This is a genomic window from Alteromonas sp. Mac1 (assembly GCF_001562125.1).
GTDB lineage: Bacteria > Pseudomonadota > Gammaproteobacteria > Enterobacterales > Alteromonadaceae > Alteromonas > Alteromonas stellipolaris.
Genome location: NZ_CP013932.1, coordinates 4,533,690 through 4,555,588, shown reverse-complemented (window position 1 = coordinate 4,555,588; position 21,899 = coordinate 4,533,690). Strand labels below are relative to the sequence as shown.

Annotated in this window: 16 protein-coding genes; 6 read left to right on the top strand and 10 right to left on the bottom strand. The window is 44.8% G+C overall.

The annotated features are described in order from the left end of the window. Positions 1–11: 11 nt before the first annotated feature. Positions 12–950, bottom strand: a complete 939-nt coding sequence (gspC, locus tag AV939_RS19290; protein ID WP_061998085.1) for a type II secretion system protein GspC — start codon at positions 948–950, stop codon at positions 12–14. Positions 951–1,087: 137 nt separating this feature from the next. On the opposite strand from gspC, the gene hslR reads away from it, so the two are divergent. The 4 genes from hslR (at position 1,088) to AV939_RS19270 (ending at position 5,740) form a co-directional block, all read left to right on the top strand. Then, the gene (gene hslR / locus AV939_RS19285) at positions 1,088–1,483 is read left to right on the top strand and encodes a ribosome-associated heat shock protein Hsp15 (protein WP_013786664.1); all 396 of its coding nucleotides are present in this window, start codon (positions 1,088–1,090) and stop codon (positions 1,481–1,483) included. A 28-nt stretch (positions 1,484–1,511) separates the two neighbouring features. Continuing rightward, a complete protein-coding gene (gene hslO, locus AV939_RS19280; protein ID WP_013786663.1) occupies positions 1,512–2,411 on the top strand; it encodes an Hsp33 family molecular chaperone HslO in 900 nt (299 codons plus the stop codon). 275 nt (positions 2,412–2,686) lie between these two features. Further along, the gene (locus AV939_RS19275) at positions 2,687–4,249 is read left to right on the top strand and encodes a phosphoenolpyruvate carboxykinase (RefSeq protein WP_057795274.1); all 1,563 of its coding nucleotides are present in this window, start codon (positions 2,687–2,689) and stop codon (positions 4,247–4,249) included. Between the two features lie 315 nt (positions 4,250–4,564). Then, positions 4,565–5,740 carry an MFS transporter gene (locus AV939_RS19270; RefSeq protein WP_057795277.1) on the top strand — a complete coding sequence of 392 codons (1,176 nt, stop codon included), beginning with the start codon at positions 4,565–4,567 and terminating at the stop codon, positions 5,738–5,740. On the opposite strand, the gene envZ is transcribed toward AV939_RS19270, so the two are convergent. The 6 genes from envZ to AV939_RS19240 all read right to left on the bottom strand — a co-directional run bounded on the left by envZ (position 5,731) and on the right by AV939_RS19240 (position 14,701). Continuing rightward, on the bottom strand, positions 5,731–7,047 hold the full coding sequence (gene envZ / locus AV939_RS19265) for a two-component system sensor histidine kinase EnvZ (protein ID WP_057795279.1): 1,317 nt from the start codon (positions 7,045–7,047) through the stop codon (positions 5,731–5,733). The genes AV939_RS19270 and envZ overlap by 10 nt on opposite strands. Positions 7,048–7,091: 44 nt before the next feature. Beyond that, positions 7,092–7,814 (bottom strand): osmolarity response regulator transcription factor OmpR, encoded by a 723-nt coding sequence (gene ompR, locus AV939_RS19260; protein ID WP_057795281.1) that lies wholly within the window; start codon positions 7,812–7,814, stop codon positions 7,092–7,094. Between the two features lie 148 nt (positions 7,815–7,962). Next, the gene (locus tag AV939_RS19255) at positions 7,963–9,060 is read right to left on the bottom strand and encodes a DUF2855 family protein (RefSeq protein ID WP_057795283.1); all 1,098 of its coding nucleotides are present in this window, start codon (positions 9,058–9,060) and stop codon (positions 7,963–7,965) included. A gap of 237 nt (positions 9,061–9,297) precedes the next feature. Next, positions 9,298–11,847, bottom strand: a complete 2,550-nt coding sequence (locus AV939_RS19250; RefSeq protein WP_057795285.1) for a TonB-dependent siderophore receptor — start codon at positions 11,845–11,847, stop codon at positions 9,298–9,300. Between the two features lie 155 nt (positions 11,848–12,002). Beyond that, positions 12,003–13,388 carry a nucleobase:cation symporter-2 family protein gene (locus AV939_RS19245; RefSeq protein WP_061998084.1) on the bottom strand — a complete coding sequence of 462 codons (1,386 nt, stop codon included), beginning with the start codon at positions 13,386–13,388 and terminating at the stop codon, positions 12,003–12,005. Positions 13,389–13,792: 404 nt separating this feature from the next. Then, positions 13,793–14,701 (bottom strand): phosphoribulokinase, encoded by a 909-nt coding sequence (locus AV939_RS19240; RefSeq protein ID WP_057795297.1) that lies wholly within the window; start codon positions 14,699–14,701, stop codon positions 13,793–13,795. A gap of 150 nt (positions 14,702–14,851) precedes the next feature. Here AV939_RS19240 and AV939_RS19235 point away from each other — a divergent pair, with 150 nt between their 5' ends. Further along, the gene (locus AV939_RS19235; RefSeq protein WP_057795300.1) at positions 14,852–17,512 is read left to right on the top strand and encodes a DUF2339 domain-containing protein; all 2,661 of its coding nucleotides are present in this window, start codon (positions 14,852–14,854) and stop codon (positions 17,510–17,512) included. Positions 17,513–17,525: 13 nt separating this feature from the next. Here AV939_RS19235 and AV939_RS19230 read toward each other — a convergent pair whose 3' ends face one another. Beyond that, a complete protein-coding gene (locus AV939_RS19230; protein WP_061998083.1) occupies positions 17,526–18,497 on the bottom strand; it encodes an ion transporter in 972 nt (323 codons plus the stop codon). A gap of 89 nt (positions 18,498–18,586) precedes the next feature. On the opposite strand from AV939_RS19230, the gene AV939_RS19225 reads away from it, so the two are divergent. Continuing rightward, positions 18,587–19,339, top strand: coding sequence for a sugar-binding protein (locus AV939_RS19225; RefSeq protein WP_061998082.1), 753 nt, complete (start codon positions 18,587–18,589; stop codon positions 19,337–19,339). Between the two features lie 91 nt (positions 19,340–19,430). Here the strand turns inward: AV939_RS19225 and purD are convergent, their stop codons facing one another. Together purD and AV939_RS19215 are read right to left on the bottom strand one after the other, a co-directional pair. Next, positions 19,431–20,723 carry a phosphoribosylamine--glycine ligase gene (gene purD, locus AV939_RS19220; protein WP_057795306.1) on the bottom strand — a complete coding sequence of 431 codons (1,293 nt, stop codon included), beginning with the start codon at positions 20,721–20,723 and terminating at the stop codon, positions 19,431–19,433. Positions 20,724–20,750: 27 nt separating this feature from the next. After that, complete coding sequence (locus AV939_RS19215) at positions 20,751–21,566, bottom strand: class I SAM-dependent methyltransferase (protein ID WP_061998081.1); 816 nt, start codon at positions 21,564–21,566, stop codon at positions 20,751–20,753. Positions 21,567–21,899 lie beyond the last annotated feature (333 nt).

Below are 21,899 nucleotides of genomic sequence, written 5' to 3'. Positions count from 1 at the left end.
TCCTTTAATTCTTATTCTGCTGATGGCTCAGGTAAATCGAGATAGAGCGTAGTAAAACTGCCATCACGAATGATTGTAAGTTCAATATTCTGAGCATTGCGAAGTTCAGATAGTGCTTCTTGGGATTGCTGCATGTCTGTCAGATCCAATCCATTAATTTGTGCAATAACATCGCCGGCTTGAAGCCCTGCTGATTTAAATAATGCGGGCTCTTTACCTGGGCTAACTTGATAGCCGATTAGCTGTCCTTCTTCCGTTTTTGGCGAAATAGAGATGAAGTCGGTAAAGCTTGCTGGGCGTTCTCGCAGTGAAGCGGTTGCTTCAATGGCTTCTTCACTTAACTGTCTTGAATCGGGCTCGTCTCGCTCATCTGGAACTGGCTGTGGACGACGTTTAGCTTGTTGTTGGCGACGTTTGTTCGCTTCGTCGTAATCAATGCCATCTAACATCAAGGTTTCGTTTCTAACCCCATTTTTAATAATAACTCGGTCTCGGAAAACTTGCTTCAGGGTGGCGTTAGTGCCTTCAATCTTTTCACCCAAACCATACACCGCTTGGCTATTGCGATTTTCGATGACCGCAGTGCTAGAATCTTCATCCGAACTTGCCACCACACCGGTAAGGGTAAGGTTAAGACGCGTTTCAGGCGCATCAGTAACAGGGGCTTCTTCTACCTTTGCAGGCGCCGCTGCTGCATTACCAAATAAATTTAATTGTTGTATTTTGCGTATGTTGACCCCACTTTGCCCTGAAGCCGTAGAAGGTATAGGCGCAAAACTCACTGCGGGAGTCGCAGATAATTGAGGTTCAGGTATAATTCGCCATATTAGCTTGGCGGCAAAGGCTATTAAATATAGGCTCAGCAGCACCACAATTAACGTGTGAAGTTGTTTTTGGTTCTGGTTTACAAAAACAACCAGAGACTGTGGATTGAGTTTATCGAATGTCATGTCGCCACTTGATGGTACTGCTTATTATAAAAAGTGAAAATTTGGTTAACCGCGCTTTGTCCGACCCATCATAGCCTAGTCGAGGTGGGGCTCACAACACTAAAGCCGCACCGTTACGAAATTATTACAAAGGTCTTATGGAAACGAACAATACATCACAAAATGTGAGGCTAGACAAGTGGCTATGGGCAGCAAGGTTTTTCAAAACCCGCGCCATTGCCAGAGACATGGTTCAGTCAGGAAAAGTTCACTACAACGGACAGCGCACTAAGCCCGGCAAGAATGTAGAGCTTGGTGCAGTGATAAAAGTTCCCTCAGGTTGGGATAACCGTGACGTTATTGTTCGAGGACTCAGTGATAAACGACTTAGTGCAGCACTTGCTCAAGACTTATATGAAGAAACCGAGACAAGTGTAACAAAACGTGAAGAAAACCAAGTTGCACGAAAATTGAACGCTTTTCATAGTCCTAAGCCGGAACATCGGCCAGATAAAAAACAGCGCAGACAAATTATTAAATTTAAGCAGCAGTAAAAAGTATGCTGCCTAACAGGACAAGTTTATGAGTGATTTTGACAAATTACATCGATTTTTATTTACCCAAGCAAATGTTCGTGGCGAATTGGTTCGCTTAGATGAAAGCTTAAAGCACATTGTGCACAGCTATGAATACCCCGTACAAATTCAGCGTTTGTTGGGTCAGTTGGCAGCGGCAACATCTTTACTGACGGCTACGCTTAAGTTTAAAGGCGAAATTGCCCTGCAAATTCAAAGTAAAGGGCCAGTGAGTTACGCGGTAATAAACGCCACTCATGAACAAACGTTTCGTGGTGTTGCCCGCTGGGATGAAAGCCTTGAAACGCTTCCAGAAGCGTTTGATGAGTTACTTACCGAAGCGGTACTGGTAATGACCATTACCCCTGATGAAGGCGAGCGTTATCAAGGTATTGTGGCACTAGACAAACCAACATTAGCAGAGTGTTTAGAAGAATACTTCGCCCAGTCTGAACAGTTAGCCACCCGCGTGCATCTAATGACTGATTTGCAAGATGAGAACAACGCCAGAGCGGCGGGTATGCTTCTGCAAGTATTGCCAACAGACGCTAGCGCGACTGACATAACCCAAGCAACAGGGTTTGATCATATTGCTACGTTAACCGAAACCTTAACGGAAAAAGAAATGTTCTCGTTGTCGGTAGAAGACATTCTTTATCGTTTGTACCACCAAGAAGAAGTGGAAGTGTACCCAGCGAAAGCGGTTAGCTTTGCGTGTACATGTTCCAAGGAACGCAGTGCAGAAGCGCTTCGTAACATCGATAAAGCTGAGCTTTTATCCATAGTAAAAGAAGATGGCGACATTAAGATGAATTGTCAGTATTGCCATGCAGAATATCGTTTCGATAGTATCGATATTGAGGCGATTCACAGTGGTAATGCACCCTCACCTGATACTAATCAATAAGGGCGCCCGCCCCGACTCTTAAAAAAGAAAACCTCTTAATTCACTTCCCTTTACAGCACTTGTTGTAAGGGGGAGATGATCCGAACACCACTAATCAAACATTGTGTCCCTCCTCCAAATAAAAATGTAATTTTATTACGTTTTTTTAGAAAGTTGATCCAGATTAATAATCAGTATTCTTTATAGAAATAACGCTATGCCTTTATTTACTTTAGACTCAGTTAAATGATACTTTTTGAAAGTGATATTGAAAGATTACATTGAGGGTTACGGTTATGAGTGCAGCAGCGTCTTTGAAAACGGATTTAAAAATCTCTCCGCTGGTTGATTTGCCTAGCGCCGAATTAATCGAACGCGCGATTAAGCGGGGCGAGGGTGTGTTAGACACTAACGGGGCTTTGGTGGTTGAAACCGGCGAAAGAACTGGTCGCTCACCAAATGATAGGTTTATCGTTAAAGAGTCTTCTACTGAAAATGAAATTGATTGGGGCAAGGTTAATAAGCCATTTGATGCCAATAAATTCGATGCCTTGTGGAATAAAGTAGAGGCCTACCTAACTACTCAAGAGCACTTTTTATCACACCTTCAAGTAGGTTCAGATCCTGCGCACGCACTTCCCTTAGAAGTAAGAACGCAAACCGCATGGCAGCACGTATTTGCTCGTAATCTTTTCATCGTACCTGAAAACTGGAATGCCAATAACGAAACGCCATGGCAGGTACTCAACGTGCCTGGCTTCGTTTGTGAGCCAGAGCGTGACGGCACCAACAGTGATGGTGTTGTAGTCATTAATTTTGCAAAAAAACGTGTGCTCATTGCTGGCATGAGATACGCCGGTGAAATGAAAAAAGCCATGTTCTCGGTTCAGAATTTCTTACTTCCCGCGAAAGACATATTACCCATGCACTGCTCTGCCAATGTAGGCGAGCAAGGCGATGTTACCTTGTTCTTTGGTTTGTCGGGTACAGGTAAAACCACGTTATCTGCCGATCCTAAGCGCTTTTTAATTGGAGATGATGAACACGGTTGGGGAGAAGGTAGTGTGTTTAATATTGAGGGCGGTTGCTACGCAAAATGTATCGACCTTTCGCAAAAGAACGAGCCGGTTATTTGGGACGCCATTAAGTTTGGCACTATTTTAGAAAACGTTGTGTTAGATGATAGCCGCACCCCAGATTACAAAGATACTTCGCTAACACAAAATTCAAGAGCTGCTTATCCGTTAAGCCATATCGAAAAACGCGTTGAAGCAAACCGTGGCGGCGAGCCACGCTCTGTCGTGTTTTTAACCTGTGACGTAAGTGGTGTGTTACCGCCAGTGTCAGTGCTAAGTGAAGAAGCTGCGGCCTATCATTTCTTAAGTGGTTACACCGCGAAGGTAGGCTCTACAGAGATTGGTTCAACCTCTGACATTGAATCGACCTTCTCTACTTGCTTTGGCGCACCCTTCTTCCCACGCCCAGCTGGCGTGTATGCTGAGTTATTAATTAAACGTGTGAAAGCGTTTAATGCCAAAGTGTACTTGGTGAATACCGGGTGGACTGGTGGGCCTTATGGTACAGGTCAGCGTTTTGATATTCCTACTACCCGCGCCATTATCGATGCCATTGTATCTGGTGATTTAGCCGATGTTGAAACCCAACATATTGAAGGCCTAAACCTTGATGTACCTGTTGTAGTATCGGGCGTTGACGATAACTTATTGGTGCCTAAGCAAACGTGGGATGATGCAGAAAAATACGAAGAATATGCGCAGAACCTAGTAGATAGCTTCAAGCAGAATTTTGAAAAATACGATGTTAGTGACGCCATTGTTAAGGCGGGTCCTGGCAACTAATTCTCGCTGCGTTTTTAGGGGCGCAGTTAGATGTTAGGGAAGGCAACCCTTCCCTTCCCAACCTTCATCACACTCAACGTGATTGATGTTTTGCCCGCGCTTAGCCGCGGGCTTTTTTCGCCTCCTATCTTGCACGACTTATACTAAAGGCGTACTGTAGCGTCCTTGGTAGTCGATAACGTTTCCACGTTAAAAATGTGCTCCAAACAAAAAAATCAAAAAACGTTGTAGTAAGTCTCTTAACTACAAATCATGCCCTGCTACACCAAAATATTGCGCTATTTCGTTTAGAACCCTGTTTGTAAAGGAGCATGGATGAGCCGTCGTCCTATTACTGTTGTTATATTTTCCGGTTTTTTCTTACTGGGTATGTTGTTTATATTGTGGGGTATTTTACTTCCAGATATTGCTGCCGACCTACGTATGTCAGAGTTGGTAAGTGGTTTGTTCTTCTCGCTTTTCTCATTGGGTATGATGGTGGGCGCCGTAGTAGGCGGAAAGTACGTAAGTCGCTTTGATTACATGCCATTGTTAGCATCGCTGCTAGGTATAAACGCTGTTTTACTGCTGATCATATCGTCACTGCAAGGGTGGCAATGGGTATTGGTGGTGGCCGTAGTGATAGGCATAGTCAGCTCCTCAATTTTTACTATTGGGCATACCCTAATTGCACGCCTGTACGAAGAAAAGCGCTTTACCATGATGGGGCTGATGGACTTTATGTTCAGCCTAGGCACTTTTGCCGCTTCGTTTTTTGTTACCTTGCTTTATCTTCAGGAAGAAAATTGGCGTAGGCCTATTCAGGTACTCGCATTATTTATGCTAGCCCTGTCGGCGTATACCTTTATGGCAGCGCACTCTCAAGCTAAATTACTTCGAGGGCAACCAAAAGCGCAGCGTAAAACCCTTAATTTTGGTGCGGTAATTAGACAACCTATCTTTATTTTTATGGCGCTGCTTAGTTTTGGCTACGGCGCGGTAGAGTTTGGCAACGCTAATTGGTTTGTAAGCTATGCCCAAAACGGTATCGGCTTTACCGGTGAACAATCTCGAAACCTACTGGCGTGTTTTACGGCGGGGATGGTAATAAGCCGTTTGGTTTTTCCTTTTTTATTGCGGTTTATGTCGGTACATCGTCTTATCGTTATTTTGGCGACAGCGTCGTTGTGCGGTGTATTTTCCATCAAGCTTATGACTGACCTGTACAGTATGGGGGCAGGTAATTTACTGTTAGGGCTTGGCTTAGGTGGGTTATTTCCACTTATGTTATCGGCAGCCATGAATATTGATAGTGACAACGGCCCGGTATTATCGGGTATTTGTATTATCGGAAACTCTACTGGCGTACAAGTAGCCTCATTTTCAACAGGGTTGTGGGCCAACTATGTGCCCCTTACTACCGCGTTTTGGGTAATACCTATGGGCGGTTGTATATTGTGGGCTGCGGCATGGGCGTATAGTCGAATGGTAAAACAGCACGGTTACGCATGAAGGGGTAAATAGAACTCTGCAATCAAGCCTTTCTGCGGGTGATTGCGCAGCTCCACACCGCCACCATGGGCTTCCACAATACGCCTTATAATTGATAAACCTAAACCAGAGCCCGATGTACTTCGGGCTTTGTCGCCTTGCGCAAAGGGCATAAATACATGCTCTAATTCTGCTGCGGGAATGCCAGGGCCAAAGTCGCGAATTTTACAGTAAACCCGCTTTTCGTTCCGGTTATAAAAAGTGGAGATAACAATATTGTCAGAGCCGTAACGGAAGGCGTTCTCGATAATATTATCAATAACTCGCTTCATGGCCACGCGACGTAAATCAAGTAAGGGAATATCGTTAAGCTTCAGCGCGATGTGATGCTTCTCTTCAATATGCCGCGCTTGAGCCAGTTCAATAATAAGGCTGTTTAGGTCGGTGTTTTCTTTTATCTCTTCAGTATCGTAGCGCGCATAGTCGATGAATTGATCGATAATGGCATTCATATCTTCAATATCGTTAACAATGCCATCTTTTATCCAGTTTTGGGACTCAGGCAGCATCTCAGATGCAAGGCGAATGCGTGTCAGCGGGGTGCGTAAATCATGGGATATACCTGCCGTCATCAAGGTTCTGTCATGCTCTAGCTGCTTTATGCCTTGATTCATTCGGTTGAAGGCGCGGGTAACTTGAATCATTTCCGTGCTGCCTTGTTCTTTAAGCGGCGCGGGGTGTTCGCCTTTACCTACCGCTAATGCAGCTTTTTGCAAAGAAGAAAGTGGCATGGTCATGCGCCGTACAAATAGCCAACCACCTGCCACACTCAATATGCCTATAACCATCAAATACATAGTTAACGGTGAAATATTCGCTTCGTTTAAGCCGGTTATGGGAATAGCAATCCAGGTGTCGGGGTAGCGAGACAAGGAGATCCATACCGTATAGGGTGCGCTGGCGTCGGTTTTCTGCGAAACGGTGCTAATGCGTACATCGGCAAGTTGCTCAATTTGTTTGCTTACCTGGGACGACATAAACCCATAATAAACCGCGCTTTCTAAACCTTTGGTTCTTGCTTTGCTGGCGTCGAGTATTTGAATGTCGGTTTTGTCGTAATAGCGGGCTCTGCTGTCGTCATTACTGACTAATAAGTCTTCCGCTAATACCGATTTTACTTGCGTGGCAAGTAAGCTGTTGATTTGCTGGTAACTAGGTTGAATAAAATAGTACGTAACAGACAGATAAGAAACGACTTGGTTAATAAGCAAAAGTACGCCAATTAGCATTACGGTTTGGCCAAATGCACTTTGAGGAACCAGACGCACTACTTCACCAGCCTATCTAAACAACCCATTTTTCCCATGGTTATTTATGCCTGCTCACCATCGGGTACGAATACATAGCCTAAACCCCAAACGGTCTGAATATACCTTGGGTTAGCGGGGTCTTTCTCTAGCATTCTACGCAGTCGAGATACCTGAACATCAATACTACGCTCAAGCGCACTGTAGTCTCGCCCGCGAGCAAGGTTCATAAGCTTATCGCGTGACAGCGGCTCTCTAGGATGCGTAACTAAAGACTTCAATACCGCAAACTCGCCGCTGGTGAGGGTAAGGGGGGTAGTGCCTGCCGTCATTTCTCGGGTAGCCAAATTCAGTTTGTACTCACCAAATTCAATAACTTGCACGTCTTTAGATGGGGCACCAGGGGCTTCACTACTGCGACGACGTAATACCGCCTTCGCCCGTGCAAGTAACTCTCGAGGATTGAATGGCTTAGGCAAGTAGTCATCGGCACCCATTTCAAGGCCAATAATTCTGTCTACTTCATCGCCTTTTGCGGTAAGCATGATAATAGGAAGTTCGCTACCGGCTTGACGTAAGCGACGACAAATAGACAAGCCATCTTCGCCAGGAAGCATTAGGTCTAACACCATAAGGTGGAAGTTCTCGCGTTCAAGCAACCTGTCCATTTGCTCTGCATTTCCAGCGCTTCGCACTTGGTAGCCTTGCTCCACTAAATAGCGTTCAAGTAGGCTACGAAGGCGCATGTCATCATCGACAACGAGAATTTTAGACGTTTCCTGACCCATGATATGCCTTTAGTAATAGTTTTCCTCACTATAACGACTCGTCACCAAATACAAAAGAGAGGAATGCATGAAAGGCTTCCTCTCTTTGTTACAAATAGTGTCAGGTGAAGCCTAGATAGGTACAAACGAGTCAGGCAAACAACGCTAACTAGTCAAAGCGAACCACGTTAAGTGCTTTGGTATCGGCAGTGCCATTTAGGGTATCTAAATACAAGGCAATAATTTGCTGAGAACCCGTGTGTTCTTGCTCGAAAAAGGTATCTTGAACTTTACCAGTAAAACCCTGCCAGGCCTTTGCATACTTGGCTAAAAAGCCATCGTGGCCCCACTCTTGCTGGCGTTGTTTTACTCGCGCAGGGGCAAAGAATATCTCAGCGTCTAACGCTTTCTTGTTCGGCTTTTGCTCAGCTTTCCAATCAGTCGCACCAATTAGCGTTACTTTTGAAAGCTTATCACCAAGGGCATCGCCGAGTGACGTGATCAGAGCACCGTTGGCGGCAAAATCGAGTAGCCAGTATTGATGATCTTTAGATAAAGTTTCTACATCGTCATAGCTCAATACATGATCGTAGCATCCCGATGCTTTTACCATGTCTATATTTGATGCAGAGGTTAACCCTATAACTTGATAATTAGCATGTCTGTGACTTTTTTGATCTTTAAGCAGTTGAGCGGTGCCCAATGCGGTTTTGCTAGAAGCACTAGAGAGCAATAACGACTCACCATGGCTAAATTCATCCACAAAGTCATCCAACACAAACGAGGTCATGTATAACGGCCGGAAATTTAACTGCCAAGCTTCGCGGCTTGCATCATAACCAGGGTCGACGGCACAGCGTAGGTATTGGTCGTACACTGGGCTAATACTTTTGCGGTTTTCGTGTATATCAGAAAATCCGTGGGGTGCTACTTTTCCTGCCTTAATTACCCAGTGACTTGCCATGGGCAAGTAACCAAACACTTTTTCGCCTGCTTTAACATCAGCATGATTGGAGGCGACAACCGTAGCAAAGCCCCATACAGGCACAATGCCGTAACCTCCATCGGCAGGGAAAAATCCCCAGTAGCCCATACTAAACCCCAGCGCGGCATAAGTAATGTTGTTAGCTGAAAAACCAAAGCTATCGGTTTCAAGTAAAACTTCATCTTGAGCTAAATCATCGATAGACAATGTTTTGTCTACCACTTGGGTGTCATCAATTTTGTCTTTTTTCACCCATATCTGCGTACTGGTTACGGTTGTCATGGCGTCACCTTAAATCTGATTTCAATAGACTAAGATGACGCACTTTCAATGGGTTTTCGACTTTAGGTTGTAAATAGATTGTTATAGGAGTGACGAATACACTAAATCGCTGGCATATTTTCTTCATAAAGCTGCGGCAGTAGTACTAATTTTCTGCTTTTGATTAGAATTCAAAGTGAACGCAGGTAGGTAAAAACGACCACCACTTTTTATGTAAGGTGGTGGTCGATGTTTGCGCTAGAAAGAATAACTAAACATGACTGAACCCGTTCGGCCTTCAGAAGGTTTAACCACGACCGAGTCGAACAGGTCGGCAGACGTGTAATATTCCTCTTCGAACAAGTTATTTACGCTAAGTAGTATGCGGTAATTCTCGGCAACATAGCCCACTGAGCCGGTCCATACCATGTAACTAGGCAGTAATATGGTTTCCAGTACATCGGTGTAGGTTTCATCGGCCCACCCAAAGCCAAGACTAGCCGTTACTCTGCCTCTCTCTAATGGCTTGTTGTAATTCAAAAATAAGCTCATGGTGTTGTCAGGTAAACCACCTCGGTCAAGCTCTACACCTTCACCCACAAAGGTAGAACGGTTACCTGCAATTCGGCCTCCGTACACTTGATATGCTTCAAGGCCATTTTGGGCCGCAAAGTCAGCGCCGTTGATCACCGCTAACGCTCCATCACTTACCTCGGTGGTTTCAATGTGGGTGGCGGTAGCAGTAAGCGAGAAACTTTCATTTAAGATAGCGCGGGCTTCAAATTCAACCCCTTCACTGTATACGGCTACTAACGCAGAAGTTTGACCAATTCGATCGGTTTTTTCTTGATCAAATACGGCGAGGGCGGCATAGAGTGATTCATCGTCGCTGCTGTATTTAATTCCTAGCTCGGCTAAGGTTGATTCGGCCAAATACTCACCATTATCAACACTGCTTGGAATAATTCCGCCAAGTTGATTAGTGCTTAGCGAACTAGATTCGGCGTAAGTGGCGTAAGGCACAAAACCTGATTCCATCTTGTACGACACGCTCACGTTGTAACTAAACGCTGATTCGGTATCGGTATGCACTTCACCATCGCCAAAGGGTATGCCAAGCAAAGATATGGCTTGGTCTTCCGATTCAACATCGAAATAGTCGTACCGGGCACCAAGCAATATACTCCAAGACTCTAGCGTAATATCGGCAATATAAAACAAGCCCGCGTTAAGCATGGTAGAAACTTGCTCTTCGTTATAGTTTCTTCTTACTGTGCCATCAATGCCGGTAGGGTTACCGTCTTCATCGTAAATAATGGTGGCATCTTCATAGGGGTCATCTACCGCCCAATCAATTCTATCGTCAGGGGTTGGCCCTACGATAATATCTCGAAAATCGAAAGTTTCGTCGTAGTACGCATGGTTGTAGTCAAGGTCTTCGTTACGAATACTAATGCCGGTAATATGCTGAATAGTGGCATTATCGTGGAAAGTTTCGAAGTTTAGGCTAGATCTGAACTCCATGGCTTCGGCCCCAGGATAATCAGCAGTAAAGCCCCAGCTCTGGAACTTGGTGTGATCCATGTAATCGTAATAAAACTGGTTTTTCCACGTCATGTCGTCAGACAAATAGGTCGTAAAGTCTAAGTACGCAGTGAATGCTGTTGAGTCGGCAAAATCAATGTCGTCTATAAAGGTTGTTTTATGATCGATTTGAGCGGTGCCAGGGTTACTGAGCGCATAAGCATTTTCGATACCGTCAGCCACTCCCGGGCAAGAAAGCAGCATAGCGTTGTAGGTGTAGTTACTGTTATCTGCCGTGCCTGGGCTACAAAAGGTGCCTACGCCTGAAAACGACGAGTTAATAAAGTAAGGCGCAAATGGCGAGATAAAACCCGATTCTTGAGGCAGTAGCCTATCTGCGCCAATAGGGTCATCTGAATTCTTCGCCACCGGTGCGCCGGTAATGTAGGTGCCATTGTCAATTAAGTCTTGGGTTACCCGGTTCCAGCCTGGCACTTGAATGGCGTCAGAGGTTTGGTATTGAAACCCAAATTCCATCAATGTTTTGTCGGTTAAATCGACATCTAGCGCCACCTGTACAATTTCATTCGTTGGTTCGTAGTTATCGTAATAAGAGCCAGAATCTTCTGCTTCAGCAAAAATGTACACGCCTGCTTGTTTATCGCCAAGCATGAAAGGCGTACCGCCCTCTACAGCTAGAATTTTTTGATCGTATGTGCCCAAGGTTAAATGAATTTCGCCGGTGGCTTCATCAAAGTATTTAGTGGCATCTGATTTGGCCGATTTTGGAGAGTAATTTAACTGCCCGCCTACACTACCATTTCCATATAAAGGGCTAACCGGCCCGCGCATCACTTCCAACCCTTTTGCCCCACGAATATTAGTTTTAAACGCACCTGGGTTGGCAATTCGCCTAAAGCCACGAAAGTAGTTATCGGCCGATTCACCACGAATATCCATGGCACCTTGAATACCAAAAAACGAACTAGTAAAGGCTCCAGGTGTTATTCGTACAAGATCATCTACAGAGCGCAATCCGTACGCTTCTATTAAGTCAGAACTGATATCAGTAACAGATCGGGGTGTTTCTACCAAAGACTTGTCTAAGCCAAACGCACTTTTTGATTCTATTGGAATGAGAGAGTTGAGGTCTTTTACACCGGTAATTGAAATGGTTTCCATGTCTTCATCACTCGGTGGTTCTTGTGCCAAGGTAGCACCAGAGTATGAAGCAAAGAGCGAAAGCATCGTTAAATAGAGGGTTTTATGCGTAAATGTTTTCATTGAGCAGCCTAGTGTGTGTTGTCGCGCAACGCGCTTTTTTAGTGTTGTATTTAAGTGTTCACGCCTTTATTGCTTTAAATGGTAGGCGTAGACAGTTTGGTTGTTGTAATACACGGCTCAACAAGGCAATTTTTCTAGTTGTGTTAGTCGAACTTTTATTTCGACTGTTGTTTGATTTTTTCTACTGACGGTGACAGCGAAGCATCAGTGTTTTCTTGTTTCGTAACTTTATTCTCTGGAATTAAAATACTCATAATAATGGCGGTAAAGCCCGCAGATGTGACCGAGGAGGACAGCACGTTTTTAAAGGCTACAGGTAAGCCTTGTATAGCATCGGGTACCATCAGCACACCTAATCCGGTACCTAGCGAGGTCGCGATAATAAGTGACTTTCGACGATCGATAGGCTCGCTAGCCAATATCTTAATACCGCCTACGGCAATGGTGGCGAACATAACCAGTGTTGCACCGCCAAGTACGGGTTTAGGCATTAATTGAAGTGCGCCGCCGATAATGGGAAACAAGCCTAAAATGACTAACATGGCCGCCACGTAAAAGCCCACATGCCTGCTTGCTACACCGGTTAATTGAATGACGGCATTGTTCTGCCCGAATGTGGTATTCGGAAAGGTATTAAATATGGCTGCAATGGCCGAATTAACGCCGTCGGCCAAAATACCGCCTTTAATTCTTTTTAGATATTTAGGGCCCTTTATCGGTAAGCCACAAAACAAGCTATTAGCAGTAAGGTCGCCGGAGGTTTCTAGTGCGGTAAGAAAATAAATAAGCGCGATGGGAATGAATATATCGAGGTCAAAATTAATTCCATACTTAAAAGGAACGGGAATACTGACAATAGGTTGTTCAGCCAAGCTTGCAAATGAGACCCAGCCTAAGTCTGAGGCAACGATAGTGCCTAAAATCATGCCGGAAAGCCTTACCCAAGGGTTACTAGATACGTTAAGCGCAATAATAGTGACGAGTACAAATAGCCCAAGAGTAAGGTTCTCAATACTGCCAAAGTTGGCGCTGCCAAACCCGCCAGCTAAATCAGTGATGCCTACCTTTATAAGGCTAATGCCAATAGTAGTAATGACGATACCCGTGGTTAATGGCGTTATTACCCGCTTAATTTTATTGATAAATAAACTGACGATAATTTCGATGAAAGCACCGATAAAACAAACTCCCAGCAGGGTAGATAGTATTTCTTCTTTGCTGCCTCCGTTAGCTTTAATAGACAGCCCGGCTATTAATAACGCGCTAATGAACGCAAAGCTGGTGCCTTGTACCGCAATTAAGCCGCAGCCGACCGGTCCGAAGGTTTTTGCTTGAATAAAAGTCGCCACGCCTGAAACAAAAAGCGACATACTAATAAGATAAGGTATTTCTGGTTCAAGCCCTAGAGCAGTACCAATAATCAGCGACGGGGTAATAATACCTACGAAGCACGCCAATATATGTTGTAGTGCGGCAGTAATAGATTGGTTTACTGTTGGAATATCATTTAATGCAAATAAGACATCGGTATTTGGTTTCATTAAGTCCCTTTATAAACCAATTATCGCTTCAAGGTTTTGATTACGGATTTACATGCACAATATTGCTATGCAAGAAATCAACCTTTTATGATTTTTAACTCATTCAGAAAGGTTATTTTTATTGAAATGCTATCAAGGGTATGAAAATTAAGTTTTTTATTACTTTATTTTTTTAAGTAATAAGGATAATGCAGAGTGTTAAACGGTATTTAAGAGGTAACTTAACATTAGTTAAGGGCGAGATTAGTGATCATTTTAGTGCATTCGAAGAATTAAATTTGAGCAAGACAAATTGAAAATTTTATACTTTAGTCTAGTTTTTTGGTTGGCCCAAACATTAAAAAAGGGCTTGTTATGAAAGCCCTTTTTTTAAATTCAGCAAAGATTATATCGTACTAGAAATATTACTCGTCTTGGGTGTTAAGCCAATCCATTTGATGGCCAGCACGACGCTTTCGATTCAAAATATCTTCAAGAAGTGGAGTAAGAATAAGCTCCATCGCTAACCCCATTTTACCGCCCGGAACTACGAGTGTATTAATACGCGACATAAACGCGCCATCAATCATTTGCAGTAGATAAGGGTAGTCAACATGCTTCATTTCGCGCCTAAAGCGAACCACAACAAAGCTTTCATCTTGCGTAGGTATTTCACGAGCACTGAAAGGGTTTGAGGTATCTACCGTAGGCACACGCTGAAAGTTAACATGGGTTTGGGAAAACTGAGGCGTGATGTACTGGAAATAATCATCTAGCCCACGCACGATGCTACTCATTACCGCTTCACGGGAATGGCCTCGGTCGGTGGTATCGCGCACAATTTTTTGAATCCACTCTAGGTTTACAATAGGTACCATGCCAACCAATAAGTCGACATGTTTGGCGACATCATTCTCTTCGGTTTTTACGCCGCCATGTAAGCCTTCATAAAATAATAAGTCGGTATTTTGTGGTAAATCTTGCCATGGCGTAAAGGTGCCCGGCATTTGGTTGAAAGGCACGGCTTCATCAAAAGTATGAAGGTACTGACGAAACTGACCTGAACCCGAGCTTCCGTACTCTCTAAATAGGGTTTCGAGGAGTTCGAAATCGTTGGCCTTTGGCCCAAAGTAACTAATATGTCGGCCCTGTTCTTGGGCTTTACGGATTTCCACTTCCATTTCTGGGCGCGTAAAACGATGAAAGCTGTCACCGCCAACCACAGCTGCGTTCAAATTCAGGTTCCTGAAAATGTGGCGTATAGCATTGGTTGTCGTGGTTGTTCCTGCCCCTGACGAACCAGTAATGGCAATAATTGGATGTTTTACAGACATAGAAATTCGTTTGAGAAATGACGGGTACTAGTTATAAGCTGATGTGGGTTAAGAATCAAGACTACTCTCTTACTGATGAATTGACTGCAAGCACGAATTAGCGCTAACGTGGCGAAAATAAATAACAAAAAGCACAATGAGGAAGTGGCGATGGAATCTTTTCTACTGGGTATACTGGTTTTAGTAACCGTAGCTGGTGCCGTGCTATCTTTTCAACATGTGGGCAAGCTATCACGCATGCAAACCCATATTGAGCAATTGGAAAGGCGCTTAAGGGCATTTGAGCAAAAATCTGCGTCTTCAAAGCCCTCTCCTCGCGTTGAAAGCATAACCGCTCCTAAACGCGAAACCTCGGCTAACGATTTAGGGGGCGTCTCTAAACCCCGAGCATCGAGCAACCCGTCAAGCCCTCCTACGCTTATTTCCTATTTAGAAAAGCACCAACAGGGGCTAGTTAACGCCATTAAGGGTAACGGGTTATTATGGCTTGGCGGCTTAGTTTTAGCAGTGGGGGGCATATTTCTCGCAAACTATGCCATTGAGGCGGGTTTCGTTTCAGCCGAACTTCGCGTGATACTCGGTGGCGTGTTTGGTGTTTCTCTGGTGGTGGCCTCAGAATTTTTAGCACGTCATCGCATTCGCTTTTCTATTTATTCACCGGCGGTATGTGCGGCACTTGCCTCAGGCGGTGTAGTCACGTGCTACGCTATTACGCTGGTGGCCTTTAATTATTATGGCTTTTTATCGCCTTTCGTTGCTTTTGCAACACTAGCGATTATTGCTTTAGGATCTGTTTCGCTGTCGCTCCGATTTGGCCCGCTGCTAGCGTTTATTGGGATATTGGGGGCATTTGTCATTCCAGCGCTTGTTAACACGGGGTCGAATAATATTCCTTTGCTTTTGGCGTTTATTAGTCTTGTTTCTTTATCTGGCGTGTGGGTGGCACAAAAGGTCGCCGCGGTTTGGTTGTGGCGAGTGAGCTTTTTAGGGCATTTTTTATGGGCGCTAGTGGGGCTATTAAGTACAGAGGCGAGCCACTTCGTTGCTTGGTTATGTTTTAGCGTATTTTCAACATACTTGTTTGCGTTGGTTCGTACTTTGGGGTGGTCATTAATGGCTACGCAAGATCAGGGGATGTCGCTGAGAAACTTATTTTCTCAACGACAACAACTCGCGGCGATTTCACTGGTTTTAATTGTCATTCATGGGTTTCTGATTCAATACGGCAGCAATGAAAAAATATGGATTAGCGCCTTCACATTGTCCGCTTTACTGCTTGTAGCGCCTAGTCGACACAGTGCCTTTGATATGTGGCCGGCACTTATGTTGGTTACTGGTTTGACGCATTTTACTATGTTAAGGCCAGCTGAAGGCCCAATAGATCTTAGTTTTATTCTTAGTGGGAAGTATCTATTTTCTCAGCTGCTCGCGGTAGGGCTTTGCGTGTACGGGGGGATTTTAGCGAGAAAACACAATACGCAAGACACTGCGAGACCGGCGTTTTGGCTCTATATGGTGGTAAGCCCAGTGGCGTTGTATGGGGTTAGTTATGCGCTAGCACCTAGCAAGGTCACCGACGTACTCTATGGTATTTGGGCGCTTGAACTTGCGTTAATTGCACTAATGAGTGCTTTAGTCACATTGAAAGTTAACCCTCAAATAGAAAAGCTCTCTTTTTCCGTGCTTGCCAATGCGTGTTTAACACTATGTTTCACCATGGTACTCGACGCAGCAATACTATCACTGGCGTTGGCTATTCAAGTGGCTATGGTAAGTATACAAAGTGCAAAGTATCGCGTAGCGCTACCCGACTGGTTATTTAAAGCCTTATTGATAGCCGTGTTGGTAAGACTCACTGGCGCGCCATGGTTAGCGGATTACTCTGACGAACATATTTTCAGCATGCATTGGACGGCTGTTGTCTATCCTGCGGTGTTTTTAAGCTTATGGTTAGCAAGGAAATACAACCCTTCGCCAACGTTAAAGGTGTGGTTGGAAGGCGCGTTATTACATGTTGTTGCGCTGTTTATTACTACCGAGCCTAGTTATTGGTTAACGGGGGCCTACCCAGAGCTATTCCTTGCTTCATACACGGAAAAAGTCTTTTTAGCCTTGGGGTGGGTCGCTCTCGCAGTAACCTATTGGCACCGTGCTTGTGTTGCTCAACGGTTGGCTAAACTCTATCGTGTGGCGGGCTTTATCTTAATGGTAGGGGCTTTTTGGCTTCACTTAGATATATCAGTGGTGAATAACCCCTTCGTGTTCCCACAAAACACTGGGGGCAATGCAGTGCTAAATTATATGGCTTTACAATGGTTAGTCCCAGCGTTACTGCTTAGTACCTTGTGGTTGCCACCTTGGTTTAGAGTATTGCCGAGCAGCGCTTCACAGATAAAGGCGCTAATTTCAGGGGCATGCTTAAAAGGTATAGTGGTGATTATCGGTCTATTTTTGGTGTTTTACATCAATAGCATCATTCGTAGTCTTTTCCATCATGGACACGTTGAGTTTCGTTTAGGGTTCGGTCAAGCTGAGCAATACACCTACTCGGTGGTATGGCTTGTTTTGGCAACCTTAACGATTTTCCTTGGTCAATACATGCATAAAGACATAGCGGTGAAGTTTGGCTTTGGCCTGTTAACGGTTGTACTGCTGAAAGCCTTTATTATCGACATGTCTAGCCTTGACGGTTTATATCGTGCCCTATCCTTCATTGGCTTAGGGTTAAGCTTGGTGGGAATAGGGTGGCTATTTCAGAAATTTAACATGGAATCCGACAGGCCTCGTGATCAAGCAAGCCCAGAGATGTAGTTGAGAATGGCTTCTATGTATGCGGCTTCTTGTCGACGCTAGGTTTTTGAGACGTGCTATGGTGGTGCTGAAGAAGCCGCACTATGAGCTGAGCTTCTTCTTCATCTAGGTCTAACAAATCGCGAACACGTTCAATGTGCCCTTTATCGTGTTCGCTAAATTTTCCGTCTTCTAATACTGTGCGTACTGTTTCCTTAAACCGGTCTCGTTTAAGTTGCATTTGGGCAGTAAAACTCGATGATAATATACCTGCTGGCAGGGCGTAAAAGCATATGCCCAAAATGGTGATTATCCCACCAAACACCTTTCCCCCTGCCGTGATGGGAACAATGTCACCATAGCCTACCGTTGTGAGTGTCACCAGTGCCCACCACAGTGAAGCGGGTATACTACTAAAAGCGTCGGGCTGCGCGGTATGTTCAATGTAATAGATGCAGGTGGCTGCAATAACGGTGAACAACATCAACACGCTGAGCGCGGCAACGAGTGAATGAGACTCGTTTCTAATGACCGTGATTAGCGTTTGCATTGAGCGTGAGTAACGGCCAAGCTTTAAAATTCTCAGCACTCTGAATACTCGTAATATCCGTAAATCTAGGGTAACAAACATGCTTAGGTAGAAAGGTAATATGGCAAGCAAATCAATCAATGCCATGGGGCTTTTTAGATAGTACCAGCGCTTTTGCCAAGGAGTATGGAATTGAATGTCTTTTGATGACGTTAATGCTGAAGACGGTGCGACGCCACTGCTCCAAATGCGAAGTACGTACTCAAGGCTAAAAAGCGCAACAGAAACCACTTCGATAATGTGTAACTCTGTAATGTATTGTGAAGAGGTACCCGGTACGGTCGATAGCATCATGGTGGCGATATTAACCACAATGACAGTCACAAGTATCACATCAAAGTACTTACTTGCTTTGTGATGTGATTGGGCATCTTTATAAGAAGCTAAAATATTGTAGCAAGTGGTCTGAAGTGACATAAATGCCTTTGAGTTACCGGTGCAGTTTAATACTCTACCAAGAATCGGCAGGTAAGCAAAAATACACCGCAATAAAATAAGGATTAACTATGAAGGCAAGTCATTGGCTGGCGGCAATTATGTGTACAGCCGCAGCTACAACAGGTGCTAATGCAGATGAAGCACTGCATATTAACGCTGCACCCACGATTGATGGGGTAGCGAACGAGGCACTTTGGGAAGGGGATGATTGGTATCCTATGAATGAAGTAATCATTGGTGATACACCCGATGCCAGTGATTTTACGGGCAAGTATAAGCTTCGCTGGAACGAAGATGCCTTGTACTTATTGGCCGAAATTCGAGACGATCATTTATCTGACACTTACGCATCGCCATTAGAGCGCTATTGGGATGATGACTGCTTAGAGATTTTCATTGATGCTGATGGCTCCGGTGGCGATCACTTTAACAACTACAACGCCTTTGCATACCATTTAGCGTTAGACAACCAAGTGGCGGATATCGGCCCTAGCATGGCAGCGGAAAATAAGGGTGAAGCTGTGCCTCAGCTTTATAACGACCATGTTGATAGCGCGTGGCAACGCCAGTCAGACGCCCCGTTTGTGGTACACTGGGAAACCGCAATAAAAGTGTATGCTGATGATTATGTTCATGGTGAATCCAACACGCCTGTAACGCTTAAAAAGGGCATGAAGCTAGGTTTTATGCTGGCTTATTGTGATGCCGACGGAGGCGATAGAGAGCATTTTATGGGGTCGCACCCGATAACCCCAATTGACGGGGATAAAAACCAAGGATACAAAGATGCATCTGTATTTGATGTGCTTGAGCTAAAGTAAACGCGGGTTGATACAAACAAAAACGCCGCCTAAGCATTCGCTTAGGCGGCGTTTAAATATACTTTTATTCAGCGCTTCTCTCAATAAGCGCTTAGTCAGCGCTAGACTCACGGGCAATGGCACGGTAGCCAATGTCGGTACGAAAATACGCGTCTTTGAACTGAATTGTATTTACCAATTCATACGCTTTCTGCTGAGCTTCAGTTACGTTATTGCCCATGGCAGTGGCGCACAGAACACGGCCACCGTTAGTCACCACTTTGCCGTCTTCTAGTGACGTACCAGCATGAAAAACTTTGCCGTCTAATTCGGCGGCGCTTTCAAAGCCGGTAATTTCATCACCCTTGTCGTAGCTACCAGGGTAACCACCTGCTGCTAGAACAACACCAATGGCGGCACGTGTATCAAACTCAATAGTTTGGCTATCAAGCTCGCCTTTACAGGCCGCTTGGCACAAAGCGACGATGTCTGATTGTAAACGCAGCATAATAGGCTGGGTTTCTGGGTCGCCAAAGCGGCAGTTATATTCAATCACTTTGGGCGTTCCATCAGCCATGATCATAAGCCCCGCGTACAAGAAACCCATGTAAGGGTTACCTTCTGACGCCATGCCTTCAACCGTTGGCATAATCACTTCTTTCATCACGCGGTCGTGAATTTCTTGTGTTACTACTGGGGCAGGAGAGTATGCACCCATGCCGCCTGTATTAGGACCTTTGTCGCCATTAGCTGCGCGTTTATGGTCTTGACTGGTGGCAAAAGGAAGTACGCTTTTTCCGTCTACCATAACGATAAACGAGGCTTCTTCACCATCTAGGAATTCTTCTACTACTACACGGCTGCCGGCTTCACCAAAAGCATTACCTGCTAGCATGTCGCGAATAGCGTCTTCTGCTTCTTGTAGCGTCATGGCTACAATCACGCCTTTACCTGCTGCTAAGCCGTCTGCCTTAATCACAATAGGCGCGCCTTTTTCACGCACATAGGCGATGGCAGGGTCAATCTCAGTAAAGTTCTGATATTCAGCGGTAGGAATATTATGGCGAGCAAGAAAATCTTTAGTAAAGGCTTTAGACCCTTCAAGCTGCGCTGCAGCTTGAGTAGGGCCAAAGATCATTAAGCCTTCGTTAGTAAACGCATCTACCACACCTGCAACCAACGGCGCTTCTGGGCCAACAATGGTTAATTCAACATCGTTACCTTTAGCAAAAGACAGTAAACCAAGAATATCGTTTACATCAATTGCTACGTTTTCTAGTTTAGGCTCTATTGCCGTTCCTGCATTACCAGGGGCAACAAACACAGTTGAAACATCAGAAGATTGCGCCGCTTTATAAGCTAGCGCATGCTCGCGGCCACCGCCGCCAATTACAAGTACGTTCATTAACTATTCCGTTTTAAGGTTTTGTTTTTACAAACTGGGCTTTTTAAACTTAAGCGTCATACGATTACTCTCGCCAATGGCAAGGTACTTCTCGCGATCTTGATCTTTTAATCTTAGGCTAGGAGGAAGCGTCCATACACCGCGCGGATGGTCGGCAGTATCTTTAGCGTTCGCATTAATATCGCTTGCTTCTTCAAGCTCAAAGCCTGCTTTTTCAGCGGCAGCAACAACGAAAGAACGCTTCATGTAGCCACTTTTTTCCATTGCTGAATCGTCAGCAGATTCTGGCAGTTCATGTTCAACCACACCTAGCACACCACCAGGCTTAAGCGCCTTAAAGAAAGCACCAAATGCATTGTCGATACCTTCGTTTCCTTGACCCATGTACCAGTTATGAATATTACGGAAGGTAAGTACCACATCGGCGCTGCCAGCTTCTGCAATATCAAGAGCTTTGGTTGGGTGGAAAGCGGTAACTTTCACTCCTTGGTATGGGGCGCTGTCTTTTACTTTTTGATTGAATTTTTCTAGCGACTTACGGTAATAATCGTTAGTTGATTCGTCAACGAAGAAGTGAGCAGCAATGTACTGACCTTCTTTTTGAACCAAAGGCGCAATAATGTCGGCATACCAGCCGCCACCTGGTGAAATTTCAACTACTGTCATGTCTGGCTTAACGCCAAAGAATCGTAATGTTTGCTGAGGATTACGGAATTCATCACGTACTTTGGCTTGTGCTGAGCGGTGTTCGCTCATGGCTGCATCTGATATAGCATCGGCGCTAGCATAGGTTGCTGACATGCCAAGGGTGGCTGCGAGTACTAAATTGGCTAACTTCTTCATTGTTATTTCCTTATTATCATCGAGGGTAACGGCGATTACGTTAACTGCTAATACTGATAAACACCAGTTTCAGATTAAGCTTAACAACAAACTATGACACCTACCCGACACCCAACATGCTAAATCTGTACTCTGCCGTTTTGCTTTTTATTGCTCAGAGTTAAGAGCTCTAAGCTAAGAGCGAGAGCAGAAGGCATTCAAAACACGCGGTAAACCCATCCATGGACGCTCTGCCACAGCATCCATGCTGTGGAAGGTTTTGAATGCCTTCTGCTCTCACTCCTATCAACCGGCGTCATGCTTCTTAAGTACGAAAGCTGGTTGAATTTTTAT

What these genes read in the sequence shown, in the direction of transcription:
- AV939_RS19240 (WP_057795297.1), bottom strand. Translation starts at nt 14,701, where the DNA reads ATGTCTGTAAAACATCCAATTATTGCCATTACTGGTTCGTCAGGGGCA.
- gspC (WP_061998085.1), bottom strand. Translation starts at nt 950, where the DNA reads ATGACATTCGATAAACTCAATCCACAGTCTCTGGTTGTTTTTGTAAAC.
- AV939_RS19230 (WP_061998083.1), bottom strand. Translation starts at nt 18,497, where the DNA reads ATGTCACTTCAGACCACTTGCTACAATATTTTAGCTTCTTATAAAGAT.
- AV939_RS19225 (WP_061998082.1), top strand. Translation starts at nt 18,587, where the DNA reads ATGAAGGCAAGTCATTGGCTGGCGGCAATTATGTGTACAGCCGCAGCT.
- AV939_RS19270 (WP_057795277.1), top strand. Translation starts at nt 4,565, where the DNA reads ATGAGCCGTCGTCCTATTACTGTTGTTATATTTTCCGGTTTTTTCTTA.
- ompR (WP_057795281.1), bottom strand. Translation starts at nt 7,814, where the DNA reads ATGGGTCAGGAAACGTCTAAAATTCTCGTTGTCGATGATGACATGCGC.
- purD (WP_057795306.1), bottom strand. Translation starts at nt 20,723, where the DNA reads ATGAACGTACTTGTAATTGGCGGCGGTGGCCGCGAGCATGCGCTAGCT.
- AV939_RS19215 (WP_061998081.1), bottom strand. Translation starts at nt 21,566, where the DNA reads ATGAAGAAGTTAGCCAATTTAGTACTCGCAGCCACCCTTGGCATGTCA.
- hslO (WP_013786663.1), top strand. Translation starts at nt 1,512, where the DNA reads ATGAGTGATTTTGACAAATTACATCGATTTTTATTTACCCAAGCAAAT.
- AV939_RS19250 (WP_057795285.1), bottom strand. Translation starts at nt 11,847, where the DNA reads ATGAAAACATTTACGCATAAAACCCTCTATTTAACGATGCTTTCGCTC.
- AV939_RS19245 (WP_061998084.1), bottom strand. Translation starts at nt 13,388, where the DNA reads ATGAAACCAAATACCGATGTCTTATTTGCATTAAATGATATTCCAACA.
- AV939_RS19275 (WP_057795274.1), top strand. Translation starts at nt 2,687, where the DNA reads ATGAGTGCAGCAGCGTCTTTGAAAACGGATTTAAAAATCTCTCCGCTG.
- AV939_RS19255 (WP_057795283.1), bottom strand. Translation starts at nt 9,060, where the DNA reads ATGACAACCGTAACCAGTACGCAGATATGGGTGAAAAAAGACAAAATT.
- hslR (WP_013786664.1), top strand. Translation starts at nt 1,088, where the DNA reads ATGGAAACGAACAATACATCACAAAATGTGAGGCTAGACAAGTGGCTA.
- AV939_RS19235 (WP_057795300.1), top strand. Translation starts at nt 14,852, where the DNA reads ATGGAATCTTTTCTACTGGGTATACTGGTTTTAGTAACCGTAGCTGGT.